We start from the raw sequence: 18,834 nt of genomic DNA, 5'->3' as shown, positions 1-18,834 counted from the left end.
CCCTCATCCCGACCTTCTCCCCGCACGCGGGGAGAAGGGGAAGAAGCACCGAGCCCGCATTGTCGTGAATCCCAAAAACGCGGTATGCGTGGAGCATGCCGCAGCCGCTTGCCCGCATCATCGATCAGTTGAAGCGCGAGCCGTCGCGCACGGGCTCGATCATCATCACCGTGTTCGGTGACGCCATCGTGCCGCGCGGCGGCTCGGTGTGGCTCGGCACGCTCTTGGAATTCTTCCAGTTGCTCGACATCGACGGCAATGTGGTGCGCACCGCGATGTCGCGGCTCGCCGCCGATGGCTGGCTCGAGCGCAGCAAGGTCGGCCGCAACAGTTTCTATCGGCTGATCAAGAAGGGCCGGCAGACCTTCGATACCGCGACGAAGCACATCTACGATCCACCGCCATCGGACTGGACCGGCCGCTTCGAGCTGCTGCTGATCGGCAATGCCGAGGACCGCGACGCCTCGCGCGAGGCGCTGAAGAACGCCGGCTTCGGCAGCCCGCTGCCCGGCGTCTGGGTCGCGCCGTCGGGTGCGCCGATTCCCGACGAGGCGGCGCGCGCGATCCGTCTCGAAGTCTCCGCGGAAGACGACAGCGGGCGGCGATTGCTCAGCGAGAGCTGGCCGCTCGATCGCACCGCGGATGCCTATCTGAAATTCGTCAAGACGTTCGAGCCGCTGCGCGGATGGATCGCCCGCGGCGAGGCGCTCAGCGATGCCGATGCCTTCACCGCGCGGATCCTGCTGATCCACCACTACCGCCGCGTCGTGCTGCGCGATCCGCTGCTGCCGTATCAGCTGTTGCCGAAGGACTGGCCGGGCAGGGCGGCGCGGGAACTCTGCGGTGAGATTTATCGCGGGCTGCTTGTGCCGTCAGAACAATGGCTTGATGACCATGCAACCAACGAGGACGGCCCCTTGCCGAAGCCCAACGGCGCCGTTTCGCGCCGCTTTGAGGGTGTGTGAATATGTTACAGAAATTTGTTGCACTAAGAAAATAATGTTATATATTTACGCCTAAGAACACACCGGGAGGTCGGCCATGTATACGCAGGCGCTCAATTCATCCGACGGCGATGATCGCGGAATCGAGGATGCTGCCCGAGCCGCGCAGTTCCAGGCGCGCATCGATGACGACGAGCGCATCGAGGCGAACGACTGGATGCCTGCTGCCTATCGCAAGACGCTGACCCGGCAGATCTCCCAGCACGCCCATTCCGAAATCGTCGGCATGCTGCCGGAAGGCAACTGGATCACCCGCGCGCCATCGCTGCGTCGCAAGGCTGCGTTGCTTGCGAAAGTGCAGGACGAATGCGGCCACGGCCTCTACCTCTACGCCGCCGCCGAGACGCTCGGCACCTCGCGCGAAGAGCTCGTCGACCTGATGCTCTCGGGCAAGGCGAAATATTCCTCGATCTTCAATTATCCGACGCTGACCTGGGCCGACATCGGCACGGTCGGCTGGCTGGTCGATGGCGCGGCGATCATGAACCAGATCCCGCTGTGCCGCTGCTCCTACGGCCCCTACGCGCGTGCGATGATCCGCGTCTGCAAGGAAGAGTCGTTCCACCAGCGTCAGGGCTTTGAGATCATGGTGACGCTGTGCCGCGGCACCGAAGAGCAGAAGGCGATGGCGCAGAATGCGCTGGAGCGCTGGTGGTGGCCGGTGCTGATGATGTTTGGCCCGCCCGACAAGGCGAGCCAGCACAGCGACACCTCGACCAAGTGGAAGATCAAGCGCTTCTCCAACGACGAGTTGCGCCAGAAATTCGTCGATGCCACCGTGCCGCAGGCGCAGTATCTCGGGCTCACCATTCCCGATCCCGGCATGAAGCAGAACGCGAACGGCAACTGGGAATACAGCCCGATCGACTGGGAAGAGTTCAACCAGGTGCTCGCCGGTAACGGCCCCTGCAACCGCGACCGTCTCGCCGCACGCCGCAAGGCGCATGAAGAGGGCGCCTGGGTGCGCGAGGCCGCGATGGCCTATGCCGAGAAGCGCGAGAACCGCAAGCTCGCGCAAGCTGCAGAATAGGGGAGCACTGAGATGGCCACGCCGAACACACCGCTCTGGGAAGTTTTCATCCGCAGCCGCAACGGGCTCGCGCACAAGCATGTCGGCTCGCTGCACGCGACTGATGCGACGCTCGCTTTGCAGGCCGCGCGCGACATCTACACCCGTCGCGGCGAAGGGCTGTCGATCTGGGTGGTGCCGTCGAACGCGATCACCGCGTCCGATCCGTCCGAGAAGGGCATGATGTTCGAGCCGTCGGAATCGAAGATCTATCGTCACCCGACGTTCTACGACGTGCCGGACGAAGTCGGGCATATGTAACTTTCTCTCCGCTCGTCATTGCGAGCCAACGGGTCGGGCGAATGCCCGCCCGATGACAGGCTCCGCGAAGCAATCCATCGGGCCGCAAAGCAAGTGTGGATTGCTTCGTCGCTCCGCTCCTCGCAATGACGGAACAACTAGCGAGTTGATCAAATGGCCGCTGCCAACATCAAAGTCTCCGAAACGCCGCTGGTGCTCTACGCGCTGCGCCGCGCCGACGATGCGTTGATCCTCGGCCATCGGCTCTCCGAGTGGTGCGGCCATGCACCCGCGATGGAAGAGGACATGGCGCTCGCCAATATGGGCCTCGATTTGCTCGGCCAGGCCCGCGAGCTCTACAGCTATGCCGCCAAGGTTGAAGGCAAGGACAATGACGAAGACAAGTTCGCTTATCTGCGCGATGTCCGCCAGTACCGCAATCTCCTGCTGCTGGAGCAGCCGAATGGCGACTTCGCCCGCACCCTGGTGCGGCAGTTCTTCTACGCAGCGTTTGCCGATCTGTACTGGCGCGCAATGATGGGATCATCAGATCCGACGCTTGCCGCGATCGCGGCGAAGTCGGAGAAGGAGACGGCGTATCATTTGAGGCATTCGTCGGAATGGATCGTCCGGCTCGGCGACGGCACCGAGGAGAGCCATCGCCGCGCGCAGGATGCGATCGATGATCTCTGGGCCTATACCGGTGAGATGTTTGCGGTCGACGACAGCGAGCGCGGCCTTGTTGATGCCGGCATCGCGATCGACCCGGCGGCGCTGCAGCCGCGATGGCTGAAGACGGTGACTGGCGTGGTCAACGAGGCGACGCTGTCGCTGCCGAAAAGCAACTGGATGCAGCAGGGCGGCCGTAGCGGCCGGCACAGCGAGCATCTCGGCCATCTCCTCAGCGAGCTGCAGTCGCTGCCGCGGACCTTTCCGGGGGCAACATGGTAACGGCTGCGATCAGCGATGCCGACCTGCGCCGACGCGCCTGGAGCGCGGCTGCGCAAGTGGTCGATCCCGAAATCCCGGTGCTGACGATCGCCGATCTCGGCGTTCTGCGCGATGTTGCCGTCCACGATGGCCATGTCGAGGTCGCGATCACGCCGACCTATTCCGGCTGCCCCGCGATGAACATGATCGCGCTGGAGATCGAGCTCGCGCTGGAACGCGAAGGCATTCACCGGCCCAAGGTCCGCACGGTGCTCTCGCCCGCCTGGACCACCGACTGGATGAGCGAGGATGGCCGCCGCAAGCTGAGGGATTACGGCATTGCGCCGCCGCTGCCGGGCTCGTCCCGCCGCGCGCTGTTCGGCGAACAGCAGGTGATGTGCCCGCAATGCAGCTCTGGTGATACTGAACTGCTGTCTGAATTCGGCTCGACCTCCTGCAAGGCGCTGTGGCGTTGCAAGAGCTGCCGCGAACCCTTCGACTACTTCAAGTGTCATTGACCATGTCAACCCCGCGCTTTCACCGTCTGGCCGTCAACGATCTGCGCCGCGAGGCGTCGGATGCGGTCTCCATGACCTTCGCGATCCCCAGGGATTTGCAAGGCGATTACAGCTTCACGCCCGGCCAGTATTTGACGCTGCGAACCACGATGGACGGCGAGGAGATCCGCCGTTCCTATTCGATCTGCTCGGGTCCTGATGACGGCGAACTGCGCATCGCGGTGAAGAAGGTCGATGGGGGCGCGTTTTCGGGCTGGGCGGCGGACGAATTGAAGGCCGGCGACGAACTCGACGTGATGACGCCGACCGGCCGCTTCGGCATCACGCATGCACCCGAACAGGCCCGGGTCTATGTCGGCTTTGCCGCCGGCAGCGGCATCACGCCGATCCTCTCGATCGTCAAGGGCGTGTTGGCGCGTGAGCCCGACAGCCGCTTCTTCCTGTTCTACGGCAACCGCTCGACCGAGAGCATGCTGTTCCGCGAGGCGCTGGAGGAACTGAAGGATCGCTTCATGCAGCGGCTCTCGGTATTCCACGTCATCTCGGGCGAGGAACAGGACATTCCGATCCTGCAAGGCCGGCTCGACGGCGACAAGGTGAGGGTGCTGTTGCGCTCGCTGGTGCCGGCCGCAAGCGTCGATCACGTCTTCATTTGCGGTCCGACTGGAATGAGCGAGACGATCGAGGCGACCTGCCGCGAGATCGGCATCGCCGACGAGCGGATCCATGTCGAGCGCTTCGTCTCGGAATTTGGCGGCAAGCCGCGGCCGAAGACGGTGGTCGCAGCGGGCGCGCCGCCCAAGGCGATCGCCTCTTTGGTCATCGACGGCAAGCGCCGCGAGGTGCCGGTGGCCGACGGTGAATCGATCCTCGACGCCGCGCTGCGCGCCGGCATGGACCTTCCGTTCGCCTGCAAGGGCGGCATGTGCTCCACCTGCCGCGCCAAGCTGGTCGAGGGCGATGCGAAGATGGATCTGAATTATTCGCTGGAGCCGTGGGAGTTGAAGGCGGGATTCATTCTCACCTGCCAGGCCAAGCCGTGTTCTGAGAAGGTCGTGGTCGATTACGACCACGTGTGACGTGTGAAGTGTCGTTCCGGGGCGCGAAGCGAACCCGGAACCTCGAGATTCCGGGTTCGATGCTACGCATCGCCCCGGAATGACGGAAGTTAGATAGCGTTGACACCCTGGTGCCGCGCTCAAGACTATGACGAAAAGGCCCTTGCAACGGGTCCGCTAACAGGGAGTTCGATGTGAACGTCAAGGCCACGCTAGCGCCCGAAGACATGACGCGGGAAGATTTGGCCCGCGCCTGCGCGGAGGCGATGTGGAAGGAGGACGACGCCAGCAAGGGCCTCGGCATGGAGCTCGTCGAGATCAAGCCGGGGCTGGCGGTCATGTCTATGATTGTGCAGCCGCACATGGTCAACGGCCAGCGCATCTGCCATGGCGGATTCATCTTCGCGCTCGCCGATTCCGCTTTCGCCTTTGCCTGCAACAGCCACAATGAGCGCGTGGTGGCGGCGCAGGGCAACATCACCTTCATCCGGCCGGGTAAGCTCGGCGACCGCCTGGTCGCCACCGCGCGCGAGATCTCGCGCAGCGGCCGTTCCGGAATCTACGACGTGCGCGTCACCGCTGGCGATAGCGTGATCGCCGAATTCCGCGGCCATTCGCGCGTGATACCGGGCACGTGGCTGCCTGAAACGAACATCAAGAAATAACGACCTCGGGGGACATGTGATGGCGACGGCAAAGCTGAAGGTCAAGGAAAGCGGCTACCGCGCGGAACTCGACGACGCCGAGCGCGCCTCGCGCGACGAGATGATGGCGCTGCAGACCAGACGGCTCGCCTGGTCGCTCAAGCACGCCTACGACAATGTCGCGCACTACAAAAAGGCGTTCGACGCGGCCGGCGTGCATCCATCCGATTTCAAGCAGCTCTCCGACCTAGCGAAATTTCCGTTCACGGTGAAGACGGATCTCCGCGACAATTATCCGTTCAACATGTTCGCCGTGCCACGCGAGCAGCTGGTCCGGATCCATGCTTCGTCGGGCACCACGGGCAAACCGATCGTGGTCGGCTACACCAAGGGCGATATCGACGTCTGGTCCGATGTGATGGCGCGCTCGATCCGCGCCGCCGGCGGCCGCACCGGGATGCTGATGCATAATGCCTATGGCTATGGCCTGTTCACCGGCGGTCTCGGCGCGCATTACGGCGCCGAAAAGCTTGGCTGTACCGTGATCCCGATCTCCGGCGGCATGACCGAGCGGCAGGTGCAGCTCATCAACGACTTCCGGCCCGACATCATCACGGTGACGCCGAGCTACATGCTGGCGATCCTCGACGAGTTTAGGAAGCAGGGGCTCGACCCACGCAAATCGTCGCTGAAGTTCGGCATCTTCGGCGCCGAACCCTGGACCAACGCGATGCGTGTCGAGATCGAGCATGCCTTTGATATGGACGCCACTGACATCTATGGCCTCTCCGAGGTGATGGGCCCCGGCGTCGCGCAGGAATGCGTGGAGACCAAGGACGGCCTGCACATTTGGGAGGATCACTTCTACCCTGAGGTGATCGACCCCGAGACCGGCAAGGTGTTGCCGGATGGCGAAAAGGGCGAGTTGGTCTTCACCTCGCTGACCAAAGAGGGCTTTCCGATCATCCGCTACCGCACCCGCGACCTGACGCGGCTGTTGCCCGGCACGGCGCGGCCCGGCATGCGGCGGATGGAAAAGGTGACTGGCCGTTCCGATGACATGATCATTCTGCGCGGCGTCAATGTGTTTCCGACCCAGATCGAGGAGGCGTTGCTCGCGACCGACTGGTGCGGCGGTCACTTCATCATCGAGCTGACCCGCGAGGGCCGGATGGACGAGATGACCGTGCTTGCCGAAGCCCGCCCTGAGATATGGGACGGCAGCGGGCTCGTCGCCCACGCTGAAAAGGTCTCGGTCTTCATCAAGAACACGATCGGTATCACCGCCCGCGTCCGCGCCGTCGCCCCCGAGACGCTAGAACGTTCGCTCGGCAAGGCGAAACGGGTTTACGACAAGCGGCCGAAAGCCTAGCTTCGCGCCCGCAATCCAAGAGGGCGCAGGGTTCGATGGCAAATTTGAGTGAAGCAACCGCCGCGGAGATCGTGGCCGCAATCCGCGACAAGAAGCTGACGGCGGTCAGCGTCGTGCAGGCCGCGCTCGATCGTGCCGAACGCCTCAAGGACCTCAACGCATTCATCCTGCTGAACCGGGACGGCGCACTCGCGGCGGCCCGCCGGGTCGATGCCGGCGAACTGACCGGGGCACTCGCCGGCCTGCCTGTTGTCGTCAAGGACAACATCAACACGGCCGATCTCCCGACCTCGGGCGGCACGCCGGCGTTGCAGCATGCGCGACCGGCGCGGAATGCGCCGTCGCTGCAGAAATTGCTCGATGCCGGCGCCGTCGTCATCGGCAAGACCAATCTGCACGAACTCGCATTCGGCATCACCAGCACCAATTTCGCAGCCTTCGCAGGGGCAGTGAAAAATCCGTATGACACGACCCGGATTCCAGGCGGCTCGTCGGGCGGAACATCGGCGGCGATCGCCGCACGCATCGCCACCTGTGGCCTGGGATCGGACACCGGCGGCTCGACCCGCGTGCCCGCGGCCCTGACCGGGACCGTCGGCCTGCGGCCGTCGGTCGGCAATGGGGGCGCCGAGCGGCGCTATCACGACGACAATCAGGTGGTTCCGATCAGCCATACCCGCGATACCGTCGGTCCGATGGGCCGCACCGTGGCGGATGTCGCGTTGCTCGATTCCGTGATCACGGGTACGTCGCTGACATCGGCGATTCCGCTGCGGGGTATCCGCCTCGGCATCCCTGCGGTGTTCTGGCGCGGATTGGATCGCGATGTCGAGGCCGTCTGCCGCGTGGCCTGCGCCCGGCTGAGCGAGGCCGGCGCGGTGCTGGTCGACGTCGACATGCCCAGTCTGTTCGAGCAGAACGAAAAGGTATCGTTCGTGGTCGCGCTGCATGAACCGATCGCCGATATTCCGGCCTATCTGGCAGCGTCCGGGCTCACGGGAATCACGCTTGCCGACATCGCAGCAAAGGTCGCCAGCCCCGATGTGGTCGGCGCGTTCGGCGCCATCACCGCGGACGCCTTCGGCGCCGCCTATGACGACGCGATCCGGGTGCAGCGGCCGGCGCTGCAGGCGACCTACGCCGCGTATCTCCGCGACAATGGTCTGGATGCGATCCTGTTTCCGACCACGATTGCGTCAGCGCCGGTGATCGATGCCACCAACGGCTCCGGCGATATGTCGGTCAATGGTGGCGAACCGGCGCAAACCTTCGGCACCATGATCCGCAACACCGATCCCGCCAGCAACGCCGGCCTTCCCGGCCTGTCGCTCTATGCCGGTATGACGCCGGATGGCCTGCCGGTCGGGCTCGAGATCGATGGTCCCGTCGGCAGCGATGCGAAATTGCTCGGGCTTGGATTGTCGATCGAGGCGATCCTGGGCTCGGCACCTCCGCCGAAACTGTGACCCGTCATCATCGCGGTGCGGCAAGTCCGTCGCGCTGCGGTTTGACGCAACAAGCCCCTTGAATTGAACGGTCAGTCGATTAGTCATGACGCCAAGCCGCCTGGCGGCAACGATCCTTGCGGGCGTGGCGTCACGCCAAAACGACCAAGACTGGAATGTCCATGCCGTCGGTTCTCCCCCATCATCAGCCGGTCGAAGCGCGGTGCGTGCGCCTGTTGACGAAAGCGGAGAATGCGGCAGCGATTTTGCCCGTTGTCGAGAGGCATGCGCTGTCGCGTGGCGACAGTGACCTCCTGATCGAGGTCAAGGCCGCCGCGGTCAATCCGTCCGATGTGAAAGCCGCCACCGGGCTGATGCCCTATGCTGTGTTTCCGCGCACGCCGGGGCGCGACTATGCGGGTGTCGTGATCGACGGCCCGGCGGGCTGGATCGGGCGCGAGGTGTTCGGCTCATCGGGCGACCTCGGAATCCGCCGCGACGGTACCCATGCCACGCATCTCCTGGTCGAGGCTGACGCCGTGGTCGAGAAGCCCGGCAGCATTTCGTGGGAGGAGGCGGCCGGGATCGGCGTGCCCTTTGTCACCGCGATGGAAGGCCTGCGCCGCGCTGGATTGCCGCAAAACGGCGACACTGTGCTGGTGATGGGCGTCAACGGCAAGGTCGGTCAAGCCGCGGTGCAGATCGCGAGCTGGCACGGCGCACGCGTGATCGGCGTGGTGCGCAAGAGCGAGCCCTATGAGGGCCACAGCAATTCACCGGTCGAGGTGATCGATGCCTCCGTAACTGATGTCGCCACCCGGGTGCGCGAGCTGACCGGCGGCAAGGGCGCCGATATCGTCTTCAACACCGTCGGTGATCCCTATTTCCAGGCCGCGCACAAGTCGCTGGCGCTGCGCGGCCGCCAGATCCTGATCGCGGCGGTCGACCGCATCGTGCAGTTCAACATCCTCGAATTCTACCGCGGACAGCACACCTATGTCGGCATCGACACGCTCGGGCTGTCGTCGGTTGCGACCGGCGCGGTGCTGCGCGAACTGACGCCAGGATTTGCCAGCCGGCATCTCAAGCCGTTTCCGATCAAGCCGAGCGCCATCTATCCGCTGGCGCAGGCCACGGCCGCCTTCGTCGCGGTCGCCGGCTCGTCGCGCGACCGCGTGATCCTGCGGCCATAGGGAGCGAAGGGCAGCCACATGGATTCCGTCACCATCGTCATCATCTCTGCCCTCGTTATCGGCCTGATCTACGGCTCGGTCGGGCTGCTCAGCGGCTTCTGCATGATGAGCAGCCTGCGCGGCTGGTGGGCGCAAGGCGATCGCCGGTTGGTGCGCACCTTTGCGTTGGCGATGGGTGTCGGGATTGCAGCCTCGCAGCTCCTTGCAGCCGCTGGAATCGTCGATCTCGGCAAGTCGATCTATTTGCAGCCGTCATTTTCGGCGCCGGTGATGTTCCTCGGCGGCCTGCTGTTCGGTTACGGCATGGTGCTGTCGAACGGCTGCGGCTCGCGCGCACTGGTGCTGCTCGGCCGCGGCAATCTCCGTTCGTTTGTGGTCGTGATCGTGCTCGGCATCTTCGCCGAGATGACGCTGAAGGGCCTGATTGCGCCGGCGCGGATCGCGATGGTGCAGGTGTCGCAAGTGACGCTGGCGGCCAATTCGGCGCCTGCGCTGCTTGCGGCCTTCGGTCTCAGCGCCGCGCACGCGCGGATGGCTGCGGCGTCGGTGCTTGCCGCAGCACTAATCATCTTTGCCCTTGCGCATGCGCCGTTCCGGAAATCGTTCGGCCAGATCCTGGCCGGCCTGATCGTCGGCCTGCTCGTGGCCGCCGGCTGGTATGCGACTGGCTTTCTCGGCGCCGATGATTTCAACCCGACGCCGGTGACCTCGCTGACCTTCGTCGCGCCGATCGCGGACTCGCTGCAATATGTGATGCTGTCGACGGGCTCGACGCTCAATTTCGGCATCGTCACGGTGTTCGGCGTGTTCGCCGGCAGCCTGGTCACGGCGCTCGCCACCGGGCGCTTCCGCCTCGAGGGCTATCATTCGCCGTGGCACATGCTGCGTTCCGCCGGCGGCGCGGCGCTGATGGGCGCGGGCGGCGTGATGGCGTTCGGCTGCTCGATCGGCCAGGGGCTGACCGGCCTGTCGACGCTGTCGCTGGCATCCTTTGTCGCGGTCGCCGGCATCATGCTCGGCGCCGCCGCTGGCCTGCGTGGCGCGCTCCGGGTTCGCCCACTCGCGGCAAGCTGAAAAATCACGCGCGCGATGGCGCATCGGCCAGCGAGCTGAGCGCGATGCCGCCGACGATCAGCGCCGCTGCTACCGCCAGCGACAGGTCGATCGGTTCGCCAAGCAGCAGCGCCGCCGTTACGATGCCGACGATCGGCGTCCCGGTCGTGCCCAGCGACGTCGTCAGCGCCGGCAAGCTCTTGTTGACCATCGACATCGCCCAATAGGCCAGCGCCGTGCCGATGAAACCGGAATAGAGAAACAACAGCGCGAGGTGGGGTGACCAGGTCACCTCGGGCACGCCCTCGATCGCCAACGCCATCGGCGTCAGCACCAGCGTGGCGACGAGCACCTGCCACAGCAGCAACTGCAGCGGGGTCGCGATCCAGCGGTGGGAGCGGATGTAGATGATGTTGGCCGCCCAGCAGATCGCGGCGAGGATGATCATGCCGGCGCCGGCAATGACGTGCAGGTTGCTCCAGTCCAGCGATGCCGGGTTGAGGATCACGCAGAGACCGGCCAGCCCCGATGCGACGCCCGCGAGTTTCAGCAGGCCGAGCCGTTCGGACCGCACAGCGCCGGCGGCGAGTGCGACCCAGAGCGGCGTGGTGTAGCCGAGCACGATGCCCTTGCTCGCCGGCAGGTAACGCAGGCCGGCGGCGACCAGGACCGAAAAGAACGTCATGTGCAGCAGCGCGACGCTGAGCACGACCGGGACGTCGGCGATATCAGGAATAATCAGGTTGCCGCTGGCGCGCAGGATGACCAGCAGCGCGGCCAGGGCGATCCAGCTCCGGATCGCCGCGGTCCACAGCGGCGGGACGGCCTGGACCAGCGATTTCGTCACCGACCAGTTGATGCCCCAGGCCAGCACCACGACGATGAACAGGGCGGTGGCCTTGGCAGATGACAGGGACTGGTTCACGGCAGAATCCTTGCGGGTGATACCCATTCTGAATAGGATCGTTCTGGCTCTCTCAAAAGAGCCAGACAAGATAGATAGAGAGAGCCAGATTGATCCTCGCAGAATTGCTCGCGCTGAAGCGGACGGACGATGCCGGGCTGGTTGGGCAACTGACGCATCAGCTCCGTGCGCTGATGGCGGGCGGCCGGATCAGGAGCGGCGCCGTGCTGCCGTCGAGCCGCAGTCTTTCGGCCGAGCTCGATGTCTCGCGCAACACCGTGACGCATGCCTATGAGCAACTCGCGGCCGAAGGCTATTTGCGCGTCGCCGCGCGGCGTCGCCCGGTGGTGGCTGATGATATCGGCGAGCGGTTCGCCAAGGCAGCGTCTAAGACAGCTCCTGCGCCGCGACGCGAAGCGGTGCGTAAGCCGTCGCTGTCACCCTGGGCTTTGCGGCTGTCGGACACCGACTGGCCGCTGTCCTATCAGGCGGATTTCCGGCCGCTGCGTCCCGGGCTCGCCGATGCGCGCGAATTTCCGCATGAGATCTGGGCGCGCTGCCTGCGCCGCAGCGCGCTGCGCCGTCGCTTCAACGAGCAGACCGTGATCAACCGGCCCAGTTTGCGTGAAGCCTTGCGTGACTACCTCGAGGTCAACCGCGGCGTGCGCGCCGAGGCAGACCAGATCCTGATCCTCCCGACGGCACAGGCGGCGCTGACGCTGATCGCCGCGACCGCGATCGTGCCTGGCGATGCGGTGTGGACCGAGGACCCCGGATATCCCGGTGCCGCGGCAGCGTTTCGCGCGGCCGGCGCCAACGTCGTCGGCGTCAGGCTGGACAATTGCGGCATGATGCGGATGCGCGAGGCGCGGCCGCCAAAACTGATCTTCACGACGCCCTCGCATCAGCATCCGACCGGCCGCGTGATGCCGGTGGCCCGCCGCACCGAGCTGCTGACGGCCGCCGAGCCCGGCAAGACCTGGATCGTCGAGGACGATTACGATGGCGAGTTTCACTACGACAGCCGGCCGATGCCGGCACTGCAGGGGCTCGATCGGGAAGGGCGCGTGCTCTATGTCGGCACCTTCGCCAAGGCGATGACCGCCGATATCCGTCTCGGTTATCTGGTGGTGCCAGCGTCGCTGGCGCGAACGATGGAGATCGCGCAGCGGCATCTCGGGCTGATCGCCTCCGTGCATGTCCAGGAGGCGCTGGCCAGTTTCATGGCGGACGGACATTTCCTGGCGCATATCAGGCGCACGCGGCGCATCTACCGCTCGCGCCGGGACCATCTCGCCGCGGCGCTGACACGGCATCTGAGCGAGGTGCTGGTGGCCGAGGTCCCGCCTGGCGGGATGCAACTGGTCGCCCGCCTGAAACATGGCACCACCGATCGCGACGTCGTGAGCCGGCTCGGCGCCGCCGGCGTCGAGGTGCGTGCGCTGTCGAGCCTCGCCGTGGAGCGGCCTCGCGACCATGGCCTGCTGCTCGGCTTCGCCGCCTGGCGCGAGGCCGAGATCGGCGCCGCGGTCCGGATCATGGCGAACGCGCTGGCCGGCAAGCGCGCGGTCCGCGGCTAGCTAGGGCGTGAACCCATAAACTTGGAGCGGCCGGCGGACGTCCGCTTTGGTGCCGATAACGGACTCGTGTCGGACATGGCCCCATGTCCGAAAAGGGCCCAGGAGCGGACATTGCCATGTCTACCTTGTCAGCGCGGGGCGGATGGTCAAATTTCCATGGCTCTCGCCGCGCTATTGCTCCAATTGAATGCGCGCGCTTTTGGCTCCGTTCAACAGCCGTCGCAAATGAAAGCCCGCAAGTGCGTCGCTGGAATGCAACCCGACCAATGCCGCAAAGGCCGGCATCGCCGTGGCGTCTCCGGCCTCCAGTTTAGCGAAGGCATCGCGATACTGCGCCGTGGCGGCCCCCTCGAACGCAGCCTCCGACAGCGGCTCGTAAGCCCGCAGTGGTTCACTGCGCCCGCGCAACATCAGATCGCCGACCGGTCTGCCGCGAAAGGCCTTGGCGCCGTCGGCGACCGCCGCACTGACGCAAATACGCGTGCCGAGAAATTTGTTGGCAGCCTCAAGCCGCGCCGCGGTGTTGATGGTGTCGCCATAGGCGGTGTAGTCGAAGAAGCGGCTACCTCCGAAATTACCCACCAGCGCGGGGCCGGCGTGAACGCCGACGCGGGTTGTACCGAAATTCACACCCTTGGCCTGCCACCGCCCGCGGAATTCCTCGGCCCAGATATCCAGACCATGAGCGCAGGCAATGGCGCGCGCCGCATAATCCGGCTGGTCTCCCGGTGCGTTGAAGAGGATCTGGATCGCATCGCCGATGATCTTTGCAACCGTGCCCTCATGCGCAAAGACAACATCGGTCATGCCGCCGACATATTCGTTGAGCAACGCGCCCAGCACTCCGGGTGCTGCGGTTTCCACCAGCGATGTGAAACCGGTGATGTCGGTAAAGATGGTCGCGACCTCGCGCCATTGCACTTCCATACCGTTACTTTCGCTGACGGCCGCGAGCCGGGAGGCGATCTGCGGCGAAAAATATCGCGAAAGCGACGCGTGCGCGCGCTCGGCTTCCGCCTGGCGGCGGCGTGCTTCGCGCATCATTTCGACGTGACGGATGGTCTTGTCGATGGTCATTTCGAGATCGCCGAAATCGATCGGCTTGGTCAGAAAATCGAACGCACCCCGATTCATCGCGGTACGGATGTTGCTCATGTCGCCATAAGCGGAAACGATGATGGTCGATTTCCTGTCCTCAGCCTCCTGCAGTTTCTGCAGCAACGACAGACCGTCCATCCGCGGCATGTTGATGTCGGAGACCACCATGTCGACCTGCGGATGGTCCGCGATCGACTGCAGTGCCTCGATGCCATCGTGCGCGAATACAAACGCCACCGCGCCGTCACGAATTTGCTTGCGAAATTTCTGCAGCACCAAAGCCTCAAGATCGGGCTCGTCGTCGACAACCAGGATGGTGGCGGTCATGCGGCCTGCCCAAGACGGGTGTCTATCTCGTGACGCAACAGCGAGAAGTCGATCGGTTTGGTCAGCAGCCCTATCGCGCCGCGTTCGATGGCCTTGCGGCGTGTTTCCGCGTCGCCATAGGCGGTAATCATGATGACGGGAACGTCGGGCCGCTCCGCGCGCACCTTCGGCAGCATCTCCAGCCCGCTCATGCCGGGCATATTGATGTCGGACAGGATCAGGATCAGCGACGGATCGCTGATCTCGGCGGCCCGGAGCAACGCGTCAGGCGCTGATGGAGCAAACTCCATGGTGAAGCGCCCGGATTTCAGGTCACGGCGGAACTGCTGACGGAACAATGCTTCAACGTCGGGCTCGTCATCGACGACAAGGATATAAACGCTCAATTTGCGCCTCCAGCCTGCGACTGTACCGCCGCGGTTCGCGGCAGCGTAATAATAAATTCGGTAAATTCGCCGGGTATGGTATCGACGTCAATCTTGCCGCCATGTTGTTTCACCACGATGTCGTGGCTCATTGACAGGCCAAGTCCGGTGCCCTCGCCCGCCGGTTTGGTGGTGAAGAAGGGATTGAACATCTTCTCCTTCACCTCCAGTGGGATTCCGGTGCCGTTGTCGCGAATCCGGATTTCGACCTTGTTGCCGAGGCTTTTGGTGGTCGCGCTCAGCGTCGGCTCAAAACTCACGTCGCCCGTTTCCTTGCGTTTGGCGGCGGCATAAAAGCCGTTTGAAATCAGATTGAGAAACACCCGCGTGATTTCCTGCGGATAAAGGTCGATCATGCCGGCACCGGGATCGAAATCCCGCTGCAACGTGATATTGAAGCCGGAACGCTCGGCCCGCGCACCGTGATAGGCCAGATTCAGGCTCTCCTCGACGATCGCATTGATGTCGGCGGGGCGGTGTTCGCCCGACCCTTCGCGCGAATGCAACAGCATGTTCTTGACGATCGAATCGGCGCGCTTGCCGTGCTGCACCACTCTTTCGAGATTGCCCTTCAGCATCTGCGTGAGCTCGTCGACCTCCTCCCGCACCTTGCCGTCGAGCGCGGCCGCCTTGAGCAAATCGTTCAACTCGTCGATCAACTCGGTCGAGAGCGCCGAGAAATTGTTGACGAAGTTGAGCGGATTCTTGATCTCGTGGGCGATGCCGGCGGTGAGCTGGCCTAGCGAAGCCAGCTTCTCGGTCTGCACCAGGCGATCCTGCGCGGTGCGCAGGTCTTCGAGCGAGAGCGAGAGCTCCTTGGTGCGCGCCTGTACTTGTTCGAACAAACGCACGTTCTCGATGGCAATGACAGCCTGGTCGGCAAAGGTCTGTACGAGGTCAATCTGGCGCTGGCTGAACGGTCCGGGCTCCGGTCTTCCAAGCAACAGCACGCCTTCGACCGCGCCGTCGCGCATCAGCGGCACCGCGAGCACCGCCCGGTAGGCGCCGATCGTTGGAGCCTGACCAAAATTATATTCGGGATCGAGTTGCACATCGGCGACGTGAACCGGCTTGCCGTCCATGAAGACCCGGCCGGTGATCGTTTCACGACCCGGCCTGATCGGGTTGGCCTGCATGAAATCGACAAAGGCCGGCGTGCAGCCCGATTCGGCCTGCAGCCGCATCACCTCGCCTTCGCGCAGGCATATGATTCCGAGCGATGCGCCGCACAGCGATTTCGCGGAATCGGTCAGTGTGGTGAGCACCGATTTCAGGTCGAACGCTGAGCGGCTGATGACTTTCAGCACGTCGGCGGTCGCGGTCTGCTGCTGCAGCGATTCACTGAGATCGTCGGTGCGCTCACGCAATTCGTTGAGCAGGCGGGCGTTCTCGATGGCGATCACCGCCTGACTGGCGAAGCTCGTCACCAGATCAATCTGCTTGTCGGAAAACGGGTGAACGGTCTGCCGGAAAATCGCAATCACACCAGCAAGGCGGTCCTCCTTCAACATCGGCACCAGCAGAACGGTCCGGGCACCGCCGAGTTCAGCCAGTTCTACGATCGGCGGGAAGCCCGCCAGGTAGTCCGGCTCTCGCCTGACATCCGGGACCTGGACGATCCGCCGGGTCAGAACGACCCGGCCCAGAGGGTCGGTCGGCGGCGGGAAGATGACGGGATGGCGGGAAAAGGATTCCGCAAAGGCCGGCGGCAGGTTGAACACCGAAGCGCAACGAAAGCCTTTATCTTCACAAAGAAACAAATTGCCGAATTGGGCGTCACAGATCGTGGTCGCGCTGGCCAGGATGGTATGGAACACCGGATCCAGTTCACCGGGCGAGCGGCTGATGACCTGCAACACCTCGGAAGTCGCAGTCTGATGCTGCAGGGATTCACTGAGATCGTCGGTGCGCTCGCGCAATTCGTTGAGCAGGCGGGCATTCTCGATGGCGATCACGGCCTGGCTGCCGAAGCTTGTCACCAGATCAATCTGCTTATCGGAGAAGGCGTGAACGGTCTGCCGGAAGATAGCGATCACGCCGACAAGGCTTTTTTCTCTCAACATCGGTACGAGCAGCAGCGTGCGAGCACCGCCCAACTCGACCAACTCCACAATCGGAGGGAAGTTGGTAAGGTAGGCCGGCTCCTCTTTAACGTCGACGACGTGAACGAGTTGCTGGGTCGCAATCAGCCGTCCTAACGGATCAATGGGCGGCGGGTAGATGACAGGATTGCGCGAAAAGGTTTCCGCGAACGCCGGTGGCAGATTGAACATGGAGGCGCAACGGAAGCCGCCGTCTTCATAGAGGACTAACAGACCGAATTGGGCATCACAGATATTGGTCGCGTTGGCCAAGATCGTTTGGAACACGGGATTGAGTTCACCGGGCGAGCGGCTGATGACCGTGAGCACCTCGGACGTCGCGGTCTGATGCCGTAGGGACTCTTGCAAGCCGGCCGTCTTCGTCTGTACCTCGTCGAACAGGCGAGCGTTCTCGATCGCGATCACGGCCTGGTCGGCGAAGGTCTGCAGCAGTTCGAGCTGCCTTTCCGAGAGTCTGAAGCCCGCCTCCGGGTGGGTGAGGATGATCGTGCCGATGCCGCTCGCTTGACTGATGAGCGGCACGAAGGTGATCGATCGGAAACCGCCCGCGATGCCGATCCGTTTGGTGAAGTCGGGCGTTTCAGGATCCGTGATATCCGGAATTTCAACGATTCGTCGCGTCACAAGGGCGCGCGCCGACGGCGAGCGCTCCGCATCGAACGGAATGGGATACATGGCGCTGGCACGGTCGTGGTCGAAGGTTGCGACCAGCTCAGCGCTCGCATTCCAGTGAAGTTGGCCGTCTTTCAGCGTTGTAATCGTCGCCGAGCATGGTGCGAACAGCGTTGCCGCGCTCTTCACGATCGATTCGAAGACCGGTTGCACGTCGGAGGGCGAGCTTGCGATCATCTTGAGGATATCTGACGTCGCGGTCTGCCGTTCCAATGCCTCCTGCGTCTCGTTGAACAGCCGAGCGTTTTCGATGGCAATCATTGCCTGGTCGGCAAAGGTTTCTACCAGATCGATCTGGCTTTTGGTGAAGGGCCCGGGCTCGGGACGCGTCAGCACCAGCACGCCTTCGACCTTGTCGTTCCTTAGCATTGGCACGCCCAGCGTCGCGCGAATTCTGATCAGGGAACCGGCCGGCATCTCCATGTCCGGGTCCTCGAGAACGTCAGGAATAACTTCGACCTTTCCCGATCCGATGACGCGTGAGGTCGCCGAACCACGGCCCGCTCTCGGCGGATTAGCCGCCCAATATTGCAGGAATTCGGGTGTGGTGCTGGACGCCGCCTTCAGCGGGAAGAGGTCGCCTTCGCGAAGGAAGATCGAGCCCCGATTGGCACCACTTATCCCCACTGCGGACTTTATCAGCGTTTCGAGAACAATTTGGAGATCGAAAGTCGAGCGGCTGATGATCTTGAGCACGTCAGCGGTAGCGGTTTGCTGCGCAATCGACGCATCAAGCCTGCGCTGGAGATCAGCAATGACCTGCTGGGGATCGCCGGCAACGTTATCCGTCACAATGAATATTCCAAATTATCAGGCGGGACGCTGGGCGCCACCTCGATTTCGCTCCTGATACATCAAAGCATGACGGCCCGACCTCAGCCAAGGGTGGTTGGGCTCAAAATCGATCGAAATGTCCGTCAAGGGTCAAACTGAGACCTCGCACCGGCGGGCAGGCACGTCCGGTCTTTGCTCGGAAGCGGACATCGTTACGGCCGTTAGGCATGTCTCAGAAGGGCCAAAGGCCGATGTCCCCTACCACGACTACGCTCGGCGTCAGCCAGCTAGACGTATGGGTAGTGCCATTTTAAAGTTCAGCTCAGCAGACGTAACGCGACAATGATTAGCGGAAAAACGATAAAAATGAAGACTACTATTGCGGTATGGTTCTCATCGACGTTCCCGCCGCACATAAGAAAACTC

16 protein-coding genes are annotated in these 18,834 nt (G+C 63.5%); 12 read left to right on the top strand and 4 right to left on the bottom strand.

Annotation, left to right across the window (positions count from 1 at the left end):
* Positions 1–95 precede the first annotated feature (95 nt).
* The 11 genes from paaX to UP09_RS13450 all read left to right on the top strand — a co-directional run bounded on the left by paaX (position 96) and on the right by UP09_RS13450 (position 10,547).
* Positions 96–965: a phenylacetic acid degradation operon negative regulatory protein PaaX gene (paaX, locus tag UP09_RS13500; protein WP_044538686.1), complete on the top strand. Its 870-nt coding sequence runs from the start codon at positions 96–98 to the stop codon at positions 963–965.
* A gap of 76 nt (positions 966–1,041) precedes the next feature.
* Positions 1,042–2,034: a 1,2-phenylacetyl-CoA epoxidase subunit PaaA gene (gene paaA, locus UP09_RS13495; RefSeq protein ID WP_044538685.1), complete on the top strand. Its 993-nt coding sequence runs from the start codon at positions 1,042–1,044 to the stop codon at positions 2,032–2,034.
* 12 nt (positions 2,035–2,046) lie between these two features.
* Positions 2,047–2,334: a 1,2-phenylacetyl-CoA epoxidase subunit PaaB gene (gene paaB, locus UP09_RS13490; RefSeq protein ID WP_044538683.1), complete on the top strand. Its 288-nt coding sequence runs from the start codon at positions 2,047–2,049 to the stop codon at positions 2,332–2,334.
* 153 nt (positions 2,335–2,487) lie between these two features.
* On the top strand, positions 2,488–3,264 hold the full coding sequence (gene paaC, locus UP09_RS13485; RefSeq protein WP_044538682.1) for a 1,2-phenylacetyl-CoA epoxidase subunit PaaC: 777 nt from the start codon (positions 2,488–2,490) through the stop codon (positions 3,262–3,264).
* Positions 3,258–3,761, top strand: a complete 504-nt coding sequence (gene paaD / locus UP09_RS13480) for a 1,2-phenylacetyl-CoA epoxidase subunit PaaD (RefSeq protein WP_044538681.1) — start codon at positions 3,258–3,260, stop codon at positions 3,759–3,761. Before paaC ends, paaD begins: the two co-directional genes overlap by 7 nt.
* Positions 3,762–3,763: 2 nt before the next feature.
* A complete protein-coding gene (gene paaE / locus UP09_RS13475; protein WP_044538680.1) occupies positions 3,764–4,840 on the top strand; it encodes a 1,2-phenylacetyl-CoA epoxidase subunit PaaE in 1,077 nt (358 codons plus the stop codon).
* A 173-nt stretch (positions 4,841–5,013) separates the two neighbouring features.
* The gene (gene paaI / locus UP09_RS13470) at positions 5,014–5,484 is read left to right on the top strand and encodes a hydroxyphenylacetyl-CoA thioesterase PaaI (protein WP_044538679.1); all 471 of its coding nucleotides are present in this window, start codon (positions 5,014–5,016) and stop codon (positions 5,482–5,484) included.
* Between the two features lie 19 nt (positions 5,485–5,503).
* Complete coding sequence (gene paaK, locus UP09_RS13465; protein WP_044538678.1) at positions 5,504–6,835, top strand: phenylacetate--CoA ligase PaaK; 1,332 nt, start codon at positions 5,504–5,506, stop codon at positions 6,833–6,835.
* Between the two features lie 35 nt (positions 6,836–6,870).
* Positions 6,871–8,301: an indoleacetamide hydrolase gene (gene iaaH, locus UP09_RS13460; RefSeq protein WP_044538676.1), complete on the top strand. Its 1,431-nt coding sequence runs from the start codon at positions 6,871–6,873 to the stop codon at positions 8,299–8,301.
* 161 nt (positions 8,302–8,462) lie between these two features.
* Complete coding sequence (locus UP09_RS13455) at positions 8,463–9,473, top strand: quinone oxidoreductase family protein (protein ID WP_044538760.1); 1,011 nt, start codon at positions 8,463–8,465, stop codon at positions 9,471–9,473.
* Between the two features lie 18 nt (positions 9,474–9,491).
* A complete protein-coding gene (locus tag UP09_RS13450) occupies positions 9,492–10,547 on the top strand; it encodes a YeeE/YedE family protein (RefSeq protein WP_044538675.1) in 1,056 nt (351 codons plus the stop codon).
* A 4-nt stretch (positions 10,548–10,551) separates the two neighbouring features.
* Here the strand turns inward: UP09_RS13450 and UP09_RS13445 are convergent, their stop codons facing one another.
* Positions 10,552–11,478, bottom strand: a complete 927-nt coding sequence (locus UP09_RS13445) for a DMT family transporter (RefSeq protein WP_044538674.1) — start codon at positions 11,476–11,478, stop codon at positions 10,552–10,554.
* A gap of 65 nt (positions 11,479–11,543) precedes the next feature.
* Here UP09_RS13445 and pdxR point away from each other — a divergent pair, with 65 nt between their 5' ends.
* On the top strand, positions 11,544–13,010 hold the full coding sequence (gene pdxR, locus UP09_RS13440; protein WP_044538759.1) for a MocR-like pyridoxine biosynthesis transcription factor PdxR: 1,467 nt from the start codon (positions 11,544–11,546) through the stop codon (positions 13,008–13,010).
* Between the two features lie 171 nt (positions 13,011–13,181).
* Here pdxR and UP09_RS13435 read toward each other — a convergent pair whose 3' ends face one another.
* The 3 genes from UP09_RS13435 to UP09_RS13425 are packed head-to-tail and all read right to left on the bottom strand — an operon-like array spanning position 13,182 to position 18,426.
* Positions 13,182–14,435 carry an adenylate/guanylate cyclase domain-containing protein gene (locus UP09_RS13435; protein WP_044538673.1) on the bottom strand — a complete coding sequence of 418 codons (1,254 nt, stop codon included), beginning with the start codon at positions 14,433–14,435 and terminating at the stop codon, positions 13,182–13,184.
* Positions 14,432–14,821: a response regulator gene (locus tag UP09_RS13430; RefSeq protein WP_044538672.1), complete on the bottom strand. Its 390-nt coding sequence runs from the start codon at positions 14,819–14,821 to the stop codon at positions 14,432–14,434. The genes UP09_RS13435 and UP09_RS13430 overlap by 4 nt, the downstream gene beginning before the upstream one ends.
* Positions 14,818–18,426, bottom strand: a complete 3,609-nt coding sequence (locus tag UP09_RS13425) for a GAF domain-containing protein (protein ID WP_197082665.1) — start codon at positions 18,424–18,426, stop codon at positions 14,818–14,820. The genes UP09_RS13430 and UP09_RS13425 overlap by 4 nt, the downstream gene beginning before the upstream one ends.
* Between the last annotated feature and the right edge of the window lie 408 nt (positions 18,427–18,834).

Origin of the sequence: Bradyrhizobium sp. LTSP885 (genome assembly GCF_000938305.1) — a bacterium.
Taxonomy (GTDB): Bacteria; Pseudomonadota; Alphaproteobacteria; order Rhizobiales; family Xanthobacteraceae; genus Bradyrhizobium.
Note: the sequence above shows the minus strand (reverse complement) of the source record. Positions and strands in the feature narration are given on the sequence as shown.